Origin of the sequence: Methanosarcina sp. A14, from assembly GCF_001729375.1 — an archaeon.
In the GTDB taxonomy this organism is placed as follows: domain Archaea; phylum Halobacteriota; class Methanosarcinia; order Methanosarcinales; family Methanosarcinaceae; genus Methanosarcina; species Methanosarcina barkeri.
In genome coordinates this window covers 1-10499 of sequence record NZ_LZPK01000069.1, presented here as the reverse complement: position 1 = coordinate 10499, position 10499 = coordinate 1, and the positions used below count along the sequence as shown (strand labels likewise).

The window sequence follows — 10499 nt, the reverse complement described above, 5'->3', positions numbered from 1 at the left end:
AATATCGGAAATGAAAATATAGGAGGCGGCTTTCTAAGTCAAGCCAGCAAACCTCTCAATTCTCTTCTTTTTTCGTGAAGAATTTTGCAGCTTCAAACCCGGCTTTTACAGAGCCGTTCATGCTTCTTTCCGGATAATTGGTTGATGAGAACATTCCTGCCAGGTAAAGTCCGGTTGGGCCTGGCGCAAACGGCAGAACCTTTTCAAGGTACCCCTTTTCATATACAGGTGCAGTATCCATTCTTCGGAAGAGTTTCGCCCAGTGGATATCGGTTCTTGAGAAATCAGGAAACATATTTTCCAGGCCTTTTATATAAGAATCCAGAACTTCTTCTTCCTTTTTCAGCCAGAGAGAGTCGTTTTCATCCTGAAAATAGGAAGTTACATAAACGAGGTGTTCTCCATAGTCCTCAAAAGGCATAAAATTGGTGTGCTCAATTACGGCGCCAAAAGGCACGTCAGCTTTTATGTTCAACCAGTAATTCCCATCTTTCATAAGCCCTTTGTCAAGTCCTATGAGGGCACATGCAGTTCCCTGATAACGAATACCCTGCAGGGTCTCGTGAATAGTTCCAAGTTTGCTTTTTGTAATGATATCCAGTACTCTGGGTTCAACAGTTGAAATCACAGCATCGCAAGGTATGAAATCCCCGTCTGCAATCACTCCCTGCACTGTATTGTCTTTGATTACGATTTCCTTTACTGCTTTATTCTGTAAAATCCTGCCTCCTTTTGCAGTGATTTCCTTTGCCAGAGCTTCTATCAGAGAATTAAATCCTCCTCTCAGGTACCCCAGTTTTTCCCCTTCTTTTCCCCTATCTGACCTTATTTTCACACGCCCTATAAGCCAGGCTGCAGAAATGTTTTCGTCATTTTCACCGAATTTGCTTTTCATTAGAGGAGCAAAAAAGTTTTCGTATACGGATTGTCCTGTAGTGTCAAGAATCCAGGTTTTTGCCTTTATTCTGTCGTAGGAAGTCGTATCATTTATTAGCTTTATTCTGAGCACCAGCAGCCCAAGTTTTACCAGATCTGTAAAAGAAAGAGGTTTAAACCTTAGAATTTCAGCAGGGGTATTCATGGGATAGTTTTTACCATCTACAAAATAGGCGCTTTTTCCTTTAAGCCACAGCATTTGACCTTCAAGCCCCAGTTCTCTTATCAGGTCAAGAAGTTCCGAATCACTCCTGAATATATGGTGATAATATTTCTCTATAAAGTACTTCTTTCCAGCAAAATCCTTACAATAACTTGCAGTCATCCCCCCGATTTCCGCATCTTTTTCAAAAATAACAACCTCATTCGACTTGCAGAGCTTGTACCCGGCTGATAGCCCCGCGAGCCCACTTCCTATTATTGTGATTTTCATACCCAACTTTTCCCTCATCTGTTACTTTTAAACAGAATCTTAATGCCTCTTAAGAAATCAAACAGATTTCAAACCCCAATCTTACTGTAAAAAAAGCTAAAGTTTTATATCTCTTTTTCCACAAAATCTGTAATAACTGAAGTTCTTTAAAAACCCCTTACCCTATCAATGGGCTTTACCACTATATATACTTTGAAACTTATATTAGATAAGCAGATATATTATACGAGGATTATAGTCGAGGACCAAAATTTCTTTACCAATCTGAAGTGAAAGTTTAAGTACAAAAATCACGGAAAACACAGAAAAGTAAATATGGGTCCAATTCTTCCATGCTTTCCGCGTTTTCCGTGGTTAGAAAGTAAGTGCAAATACTTATGTTAGGGACTATAGTTGAGAACTCTCCAGATAATCCGGAGGCTTGAGGGGTAAAGGGGTGTATTACGACCAGGAAATAAGCTCAGTTTTTGAAGAGTTTGGGGTTTCAGAAGCAGGTTTGAGTTCTGAGGAAGCCGAAAAAAGGCTTAAGGAGTATGGCGAAAATGAACTTAAAGAAAAAGAAAAAGTTTCGGTCCTGCAGCTCTTTATCTCACAGTTTAAAAGTATCTTGATCTTTATTTTGATAACGGCCTCTATTGTTTCGGCTCTTCTTGGGGAGTTCATCGATGCAATAGTCATTATTTTTACGGTATTTCTTGCAGGAATTCTCAGCTTCGTGCAGGAATATCGAGCCGAAAAAGCAATTGAGCTTTTAAGGTCCCTTACCTCGCCGGAAGCGACTGTTATAAGGGACGGGGTTGAAAATAAAACTCCCTCAAAAAATCTCGTTCCTGGGGATCTTATCCTTATTCAGACCGGAGACCGCATTCCAGCCGATGCCAGGATTATCAAAGGGTTCAATCTCAAGACTGACGAGTCCTCTCTTACAGGAGAATCCGTGCCAGTTCAGAAAAATATCGAAGCCCTGCCTTCCGAAACTCCTGAAGCTGACAGGACAAACATGGTCTACACAGGAACTGCGGTTGCTTACGGAAGAGGCAGCGCGATTGTTACTGCAACCGGAATGAATACGGCTTTTGGGGAACTTGCCGGGCTTCTGGGGACAATAGAGAGGTCCAGGACGCCTTTACAGGAAAGCCTTGACAAGTTCGGCAGATGGATTGGTACTGCGACTCTTGTAATTGTAGCTTTTGTTGCAATGCTTGGGGTTTTTTATGGTTTCCCTCTCCTTGATATGTTTTTATGGGGTGTTGCTCTTGCGGTTGCTGCTATCCCTGAAGCTCTCCCTGCGGTTGTTACAGTAGGGCTTGGGCTTGGGGTAAGGCGTATGGTCAAAAGGCATGCCCTTGTAAGAAAACTGCCATCCGTAGAAACGCTTGGAGCCACAAATGTTATTTGTTCGGATAAGACAGGCACGCTTACGCAGAACAAAATGACGGTTGAAAAAATTTGCGTCAATGAGCAGGTTTTGAAGGTTACTGGAGCAGGATATTCTCCAGAAGGAGAGTTCTTTAACGGAGATGAAAAAGTTTCCACAGATGATCCCCATCTTCAGATTCTCTTGCTGGGAGCTGTTCTCTGTAACGATGCTGGTCTTTTTAAGGAAAGTGATAAATGGGAGATCAAAGGAGACCCTACGGAGGCAGCTCTTGTGGTTGTTGCTGCAAAGTCAGGGTTCCATAAAGTTGAGCTTGATCAAACATATCCTCGCCTTGGAGAAATACCCTTTTCCTCTGAAAGAAAAAGAATGACTACCTTCAATAAACTGGAAGTCGATTCTGGCAGCTTCCCTGTAAAAGGACTTGCTGCTTTCTCAAAGGGGGCCCCTGAAGTGATTATCGGCTCATGTACGAAGATTTTTCTTGACGGCGAAATAAAATCCTTATCTCCCAAAATGAAGCAGTTGATTGAAGAAAAAGTTAAGGAAATGGCTGATCAGGCCCTCAGGGTTATGGCTCTTTCATTCCGCCCTCTGGACGAGGAACTTTATATTGAAAAGGCTTCTTTAGAAGAGCTCTCTTCAGAGAGAATTGAAGAAGATATGGTCTTTTCAGGTTTAATGGGCATGAGAGATCCTCCAAGAGAGGAAGTAAAGGTTGCAATCCAGAAATGTGAAGATGCAGGCATTAAAACCGTAATGATAACAGGAGACCATAAGATTACGGCGTCTGCAATTGCAAAGGAACTGGGGATTTTAAAGGAAAACGATCTTACTCTTACAGGCTCGGAGCTTAACAGCCTTGGAGATGTCGAGTTCGAAGACGAGGTCGAGAGGGTTTCGGTTTATGCCAGGGTCTATCCTGCTCATAAGTTGAGAGTAATAGACGCCCTTAAGAAAAAGGGTTATGTCGTAGCAATGACCGGGGATGGGGTAAACGATGCTCCTGCCCTTAAAGCTGCAGATATGGGAATAGCTATGGGAATTACTGGCACGGATGTCAGCAAAGAAGCCTCAAGCATGATCCTTACGGATGATAATTTTGCGTCGATTGTTGCAGCGGTTGAGGAAGGACGAAATATATTCAAAAATATTAGAAACTTCATCACTTATGGGCTCTCAGCCCATATCGGTGAGGTTCTTATAGTTCTCATTGCTATCCTGGGATGGCAAATCCTGCCTCTTATTGCGGTTCAGATCCTCTGGATTAACCTGATTACGGATGGGCTTCCTCCTATGGCTCTATCAGTTGAGCCTCCTGATAATGGTATTATGAGACAGAAGCCAAGAAACGTTGAGGAAGGGCTTATCACCAGTCGTGAAATCTCAGCCAGTCTGGGAATTGGAGGGTTGATTGCGCTTCAGGCTCTTCTCGTTTTAAACTGGGCTCTTGACAGAAATTTCTCTATTGAGAAACTCCAGACCCTTATCTTTACGCTGGTAGTTTTCTCAGAGATGTTTAACGCCTTTAACTGGCGGTCTGACCGATACTCTATCTTTTCCCTGGGGCTTTTTACAAACAAACCTCTGGTTTATGCAGTCCTGACAACAGTAATCCTGCAACTCGTAGTAATTTATGTTCCCTTTTTCCAGACAGCTTTTCGAACCGTTCCACTTTCTCTCTTTGAATGGGGAGTGATACTTTCTCTTGCTTCTACTACGCTGATTTCAATGGAACTTATAAAATACTTCTCAGGAAGAAGTTAAGGAAATGAAAGCTCTGAAGATGGGATTGTATATTAGTTAAAAATTCGACTACTTTCTTAATGTATCTCTCAATTGTTCAATTGAAATATTTGCTTTATGTAACATAGAGTGACAATTAGGACATACAGGTCTCAAATCGTTATCGGGATCTACTTTGTATTCTTTATTTATCTCATTTAAAGGTGTCAGGTGATGAACTTCAATATATCCAATTCCTATTTCACCATAAACTTCTTCAAAATCAAATCCACATACACAGCATTTAAAACCATATTTCTGGAGACATAGCTGCCTTGCTTTTGGATTTCTTTCATAAGCATTTACTGTAATTTGTTTTTTTACTCCTTCATACAAGTTACTAATATCTTTATCGGCTATTTCTTGGGCAATTTGTATTTCAGGTTCACTGTTTGTAGGAACTATTAAACGAGGAATATTAATTTTGTCTTCGTTCAAGAATTTTTCGATAGCTCTTTTTAGCTCTGGACGTAGTTCCCAATAATATTGACCTTTCTTTTCAGCATCCTCAGACCAAAAAGGAATGAGCCAGTAGCGAATATTTCCATCCTTGTTTGTCGGAAATTTTACAGTTGGTAATTTATTTATTATTCTTTTTCCTAACCGACCTATTTGAAGATTCAAAACAGAGTACCTTGAAACTCCAAGAATTAAGGCAAGTTTTGAAGCTGTTTCACGGCAACCCTTGCAGTTATAGAGAGCTTTCATAAGAGCTATATCATTATCTTTGAAAACACTGCTGTCCGTTAATAGTTCAAACCATATTTCCGCAGAAATATCCAGATTATCTCTATGAATACCCATACATACCATCGAGTTACATACTTTGGATTTTAATCTCAGCAATTAATTTAATTATTGGTACAGATAATTATTTTTTTGGTTCTTCGCTTTTTCGAGTGGGTAACTTATACCCACTTCCTATATGTAAGAGTGACACGTCTAATATTTAGCATGAAAGTATGGGACTAAACTGGATCTCAACACTCCTTTTGATTTTCTGCTTCTTATCAAATTTAAGCCTTGTATGGCAATTCACTGATCAGTTTAGCAATGGTTTGAAAAATCATAGTTAGGACAAAATTACTACCCAGGGTAATGACGAGATCAATAGTTAAAAAAGGGTAAAGTAGAGTACTTTCATTTCTTTGTGCCTGTTATTCGAAGAATATCATGTGCGTTTAGGAACGTTTGTTGTTGAAAATCATATTCATACTCGATGTTTTTCATTTTGACCGAGCGACGGTGCAACTGCGTAATTATTTTTAACACATACAAAACAGCGAAGAATCATTTTTAGGATCTCATATACTATTTTCAAGTTCTTTATTATAATAAAGGGTAAACTCCTTTCCCGGGCGCAGGGTAAAATTATATGAGGCGTATCCTTCTTCTTGGATTTCTTTATACATTTGATACTCTGCAGGCACGATTATTGCATCGTATTTTGCCTTAGCTGGAGGTTTTGTATAATATGCTGTTTTTTCATAATCCCTTAAGTACCACGGCAGCGGCCAGTAAAGATTATCAGGGTCCACTACAGATATCCTTAGAGTTTCTGGCCCCTGATTGAAGACTTCGATTTTCTTCATAACTTGCTGGATATCTGAAGATGCCTGTGAATACGTCATCAGCTCATCAGGTTCCATACTCCGGTAAAAATTTACAGATATGCACTGAATCAGGGATATTATTAACGTAAGTGCCAGAATCCCCACAACAAAGGTATGAGCTCTGGAACGTTTTGTCCCGAAAGCGGGTTTTTTGTCTGTTTCGAAATTCATGTTTTCTGTTCCGGAATTCATGTTTTCTGTTTCAAGTAAATTCTTCTGTCTTCGGCTAGGTGTCCCGGAGAAAAAGTCTCCCAGATAAGCCCCTGCTAAAATCCCAACAGGCAGGACAATGTGCACAACAAGCCAGGGGACTTTTTCCTGAAGATAGGAATAGAGCAGCAAACTCGTAACTGCCCAGTAGGAAAGAAACATGAAAAAGGAAGTATTTTCTCCTTTCTTTTTAAGGAAATGAACAATACCTGCAGTCCCAAAAATCAGAATCGGGCTTTCGTATACAAGGAGGATAGGAATATAAAAATAAAAAGGACCTCCTATGCGTTCAATTCTGTGCATCTCCATCCAGTGGGAAAAAGCCCTTTCCACAATTGAAAAGAGGGTTTCCGGGGTTCTGAAAAGGCTTGTGTAGAATAACATTACGATAAAAATAAAGAGAGTACCTGAAATCAGAACTTCTGGTACGAATGGGAAAATAGATGAAATTTTAAGAACAAGAGTTCTTTTAAGGCTTAGCTTTTCTTTTTTCCAGTAGGAATAAAACCTGTACAAAGAATAAATCCCTGCATAGGCTCCGAACATGAAAATAATAAGATAGGCATTCTCTTTTGAAGATACGGCGATTGCAAGAGAGGTAGCGGCAAGGATAAGATAAGGGTATCTCTTTGGGCTGTGAAGGTTTTCAAGGTAGCGAATTCCCCCTATAACAGTGGCAAGAGTACAGAAAACAATGATTGGGTCATTTCTGAAGAACCTTGAAAAGTACACCATACTTGGAGAAAAAGAGAGCAAGAAAGCCGACCAGAGTACACCTCTTTCTCCAAGTTCCTTCTTAAGTAAAAATAGCAGAAGAGTTGCCGCTACTCCGAAGAAGACAGGGATCAAGCGTGCTGTTGTGTCGTTTATTCCCAGAGAGTGAAAGACAACAGCAGTAGAATGAAATAGAAAAGGGCCGTGATAGGCCGGATCATATCTGTATTGTTCGGTTTCAAGAAGTTTAAGGGTAAAACTGGCATGTACGCTTTCATCGTGATGGAACACTCGATCTCCCAGGTCAAACAATCTTATCAATAGAGCAAAAAGGATGATCAGAAATCCGAGTATTCTGTATTTTTTTTCAGAAATTTCTGGCGAGTTCTCAGTGTTGTAATCCTGACCTTGCTGCATAATTTTCCCAATCCTCCAGCATAGCTGCTTCTTTACGAGCATAGATATATTTAAGGGATAGGATGAAATAGTCTCTCTCATGGCTGAAGTTAAAGTCAAGTTATTTGCAAATTTGCGTGAAAAAGTAGGTACATCGGAACTGCAGCTATCGGGAGAAAAGGTTATTGATGTCCTTTTATCCCTTACTGAAAAATATCCCGAGTTGAAAAACCTTATTTTTGAGGAACCCAAAGGAGCAAGCGAAGCTCCAGTTATGTGTGGTTCAATTAATGTCCTTATAAATGGAAACAATGCCCGGCATCTCGATGGGCTTGATACTCTTCTTTCGGATGCCGATGAGCTTGCAGTCCTGCCTCCGGTATCGGGGGGCTGATTTTTTCAGGAAGGACGATCATGGGCAAGATATTCAAAGAACGAACCTCGATTGATGAAGCTTTGAGACTTTTTCTTGAGCGTATTTCTACTACAAAGAAAACAGAAGAAATCTCACTCGAAACCTGCACAGACAGGGTACTGGCAGAAGCCGTGATCTCTGAAAGAAATGTGCCACACTACCGACGTGCAGCTATGGACGGATACGCGGTAAGGGCTTCCGACACTATGGGAGCTTCCCCTACAAATCCGGTAATGCTGCAGCTTTCTGATCAGGTAGAGGAAGGAAGTTTAACCTGGGTCCATACTGGGACTGCAGTGCCTGAAGGAGCTGATGCTGTCGTAATGGTTGAAGATACCATCGCCGCAGGAAACCTTGTTGAGGTCAGGGCTCAGGTCTACCCGAATCGGAATGTGGGGCAGATTGGAGAGGACATAAAAGAAAAAGATGTTGTTTTTGAGGAAGGGCATCTTCTTCGTCCATGTGATGCTGCTGTGCTTGCATCGCTTGGACTTGACAGGGTAAAGGTTTTCAAAAAGCCTGTTGTTGCGGTTATTCCGACAGGGGACGAGCTCGTAAGTCGTAAAAAGGGCATGGCTGTACCTCCTCCGGGCATGGTGCTTGAGACTAATGGGCTGATGTCGGCCCTTTATGTGAAGAAATGGGGTGGAATCCCCCGATATCTCGATATAGTGCCTGATAACCCGGACAGGCTAAAAATGGCCATAGAAGCAAACATGGATGCCGATATGATTCTTCTTTCTGGCGGAACATCAGTAGGAATAAGAGATCATGGGCCTGAGGTTGTGTCAGCTCTTGGAGAACTGCTCGTGCACGGCATAGGAGTAAGTCCTGGTAAACCTGCAGCCCTTGGGGTTATAAATAATGTTCCTATCGTTTGCCTGCCCGGTTATCCGGTTGCCGGGCTTGTTGCTCTCAATTTCTTTGTCCGTCCTGGAATCAGGAAACTGGCAGCAATTCCGGAGATCCCCGAGACTATTCTTAAAAGGCGGCTGGCTGCAAAAGTCAGTTCAAAAATAGGTTACGTTAGTTTCATCCGTGTTGTATTTGAAGGAGATAAGGTGCGCCCTCTTACCGGAGCTGGAGCCGGGGCACTGAGTTCCGTTGCAAAGGCTGACGGGTATTTGCTGGTGCCAGAAAACATTGAAGGGTATGATGAAGGAGAAGAGGTGGATGTCTTCTTAATAGAATGATATTTCTGTGTTCTCTCAAAAACACCCTTTTTCCCTTCTTTACCCTGTTTGTTGTATTCTCTTCAAATTGGATTAATGGAAAAGCAGTTCACATTTTATTTCGCCTAGTTTATATAAGCAGGCTCAAATATAATGAACGAATCATCCTTCCTTTTTCCCTTGAAGCCCCGGAAGGAATTTTCCCTCCTTTCTGAGATAAAGTTTTATACTTCAAGGGCTAATCAAACGAAGAAAACCAGAGCTAAAACGTTGAGAGCTAAAATATTTAGAAGTTACAATGTTCAAAAGTTAATATGTTCCGGGCTAAAACGTTATGAGCTGAAATCTAAATTTTTAAGTGATTCCCTGAGTGTAAAATAATGTCTTCCACGCATAAAGACCTGAATAAGATTTTTCTCATAGGAGCTGGCGGGTTCCTTGGAGCAATATGCCGATTTTCACTCTGTGAGCTCATGGAATCGCATTTTGGTGTCCTTTCGGTAAACGTACTAGGAAGTTTTATGCTCGGCCTGATAATGTACGACACTGAGTATATTGGATTTATAGGTCCAAAAGGAAAGCTTGCTTTTGGGACCGGATTTATGGGAGCATTCACAACATTTTCGACGTTTGCAGTCCAGTCTTTTACCATGCCCTTTTTCCCTGCTCTGGAAAATATCAGTGTTAACCTGTTTCTTGCCCTGGTTGGCGTGTTCATGGGCAGGAGTACAATAAAAGCCCTTTCAGGTAGGGAGGTATAAAGAGATGTTCTCCCTTCCAGGCATGGAAAAACTCTTTTTAATAGGTGCAGGTGGTTTTATTGGGGCATGCCTTAGATATACGGTTTCAAGTCAGGTCCCTAGGATTAAGAGCATCCCTGCAGGCACACTTACCGTGAACCTCTTAGGGACCATTGTACTTGCCTTTCTCACTTTTTCTTCTGAGCCCCAATCTATGGTCTATCTCGTAAATATAGGAATTTTAGGTTCCTTTACCACGTTTTCTACCTTCGCATATGAAACTTTCAAATTGCTTGAAGAAGGGCAAAATTTCTCCTTTTTCCTGAATATCTTTCTTAACGTTGCACTCTGCCTCGCAGGGGTAAGTATTGCATATCTGACCCTGAATTTGTGAGTTTAATGCAGAAAACTGGGTAGAAAAATGTTCTCTGGAATGTATTATTCTAAAAATATATTATCTTATAAAATAAATATTTTTAAAGATCTATCTACAAAATCCTACAAGGTTCAGTCAAAATAGTAAATTCAAAAAGTAAATTCAAAAAGTAAATTCAAAAAGTAAATTCAAAAAGTAAATTCAAAACCCAAATTTGACAGAAGCGTATATTGTATAATGTCTGAACGGGTTTCATGCTTCTGCTTTCTTCATACTACTCAAAGTTTTATCCCGCATCTTATGATTTTTTGACATTTTTCAGTTTACCAAA

The 10499-nt window shown here is 40.9% G+C and carries 8 protein-coding genes; 5 read left to right on the top strand and 3 right to left on the bottom strand.

Features of this window, described 5'->3' with window-relative positions:
• Window positions 1-55: 55 nt before the first annotated feature.
• Window positions 56-1369, bottom strand: a complete 1314-nt coding sequence (locus tag A9239_RS04395) for an NAD(P)/FAD-dependent oxidoreductase (RefSeq protein ID WP_048123573.1) — start codon at window positions 1367-1369, stop codon at window positions 56-58.
• Window positions 1370-1790: 421 nt separating this feature from the next.
• Here A9239_RS04395 and A9239_RS04390 point away from each other — a divergent pair, with 421 nt between their 5' ends.
• Window positions 1791-4514, top strand: coding sequence for a calcium-translocating P-type ATPase, SERCA-type (locus A9239_RS04390; protein ID WP_304440480.1), 2724 nt, complete (start codon window positions 1791-1793; stop codon window positions 4512-4514).
• 48 nt (window positions 4515-4562) lie between these two features.
• Here the strand turns inward: A9239_RS04390 and A9239_RS04385 are convergent, their stop codons facing one another.
• On the bottom strand, window positions 4563-5336 hold the full coding sequence (locus tag A9239_RS04385) for an HNH endonuclease (protein ID WP_048121913.1): 774 nt from the start codon (window positions 5334-5336) through the stop codon (window positions 4563-4565).
• Between the two features lie 500 nt (window positions 5337-5836).
• A complete protein-coding gene (locus A9239_RS04380; protein ID WP_048121911.1) occupies window positions 5837-7486 on the bottom strand; it encodes a flippase activity-associated protein Agl23 in 1650 nt (549 codons plus the stop codon).
• Between the two features lie 79 nt (window positions 7487-7565).
• On the opposite strand from A9239_RS04380, the gene A9239_RS04375 reads away from it, so the two are divergent.
• From A9239_RS04375 to crcB (A9239_RS04355), 4 genes are all read left to right on the top strand, one after another.
• Complete coding sequence (locus tag A9239_RS04375; RefSeq protein WP_048121909.1) at window positions 7566-7859, top strand: ubiquitin-like small modifier protein 1; 294 nt, start codon at window positions 7566-7568, stop codon at window positions 7857-7859.
• A 20-nt stretch (window positions 7860-7879) separates the two neighbouring features.
• Window positions 7880-9073, top strand: a complete 1194-nt coding sequence (gene glp / locus A9239_RS04370) for a gephyrin-like molybdotransferase Glp (protein ID WP_048121907.1) — start codon at window positions 7880-7882, stop codon at window positions 9071-9073.
• Window positions 9074-9432: 359 nt separating this feature from the next.
• Window positions 9433-9813: a fluoride efflux transporter CrcB gene (gene crcB, locus A9239_RS04360; protein ID WP_048121903.1), complete on the top strand. Its 381-nt coding sequence runs from the start codon at window positions 9433-9435 to the stop codon at window positions 9811-9813.
• A gap of 4 nt (window positions 9814-9817) precedes the next feature.
• On the top strand, window positions 9818-10186 hold the full coding sequence (gene crcB / locus A9239_RS04355; protein WP_048121901.1) for a fluoride efflux transporter CrcB: 369 nt from the start codon (window positions 9818-9820) through the stop codon (window positions 10184-10186).
• Window positions 10187-10499: the final 313 nt, after the last annotated feature.

Bases quoted from the DNA above. Each gene is read 5' to 3' on its own strand.
- A9239_RS04395 (WP_048123573.1), bottom strand. From the start codon at position 1,369: ATGAAAATCACAATAATAGGAAGTGGGCTCGCGGGGCTATCAGCCGGG.
- A9239_RS04385 (WP_048121913.1), bottom strand. From the start codon at position 5,336: ATGGGTATTCATAGAGATAATCTGGATATTTCTGCGGAAATATGGTTT.
- A9239_RS04380 (WP_048121911.1), bottom strand. From the start codon at position 7,486: ATGCAGCAAGGTCAGGATTACAACACTGAGAACTCGCCAGAAATTTCT.
- A9239_RS04375 (WP_048121909.1), top strand. From the start codon at position 7,566: ATGGCTGAAGTTAAAGTCAAGTTATTTGCAAATTTGCGTGAAAAAGTA.
- glp (WP_048121907.1), top strand. From the start codon at position 7,880: ATGGGCAAGATATTCAAAGAACGAACCTCGATTGATGAAGCTTTGAGA.
- crcB (WP_048121903.1), top strand. From the start codon at position 9,433: ATGTCTTCCACGCATAAAGACCTGAATAAGATTTTTCTCATAGGAGCT.
- crcB (WP_048121901.1), top strand. From the start codon at position 9,818: ATGTTCTCCCTTCCAGGCATGGAAAAACTCTTTTTAATAGGTGCAGGT.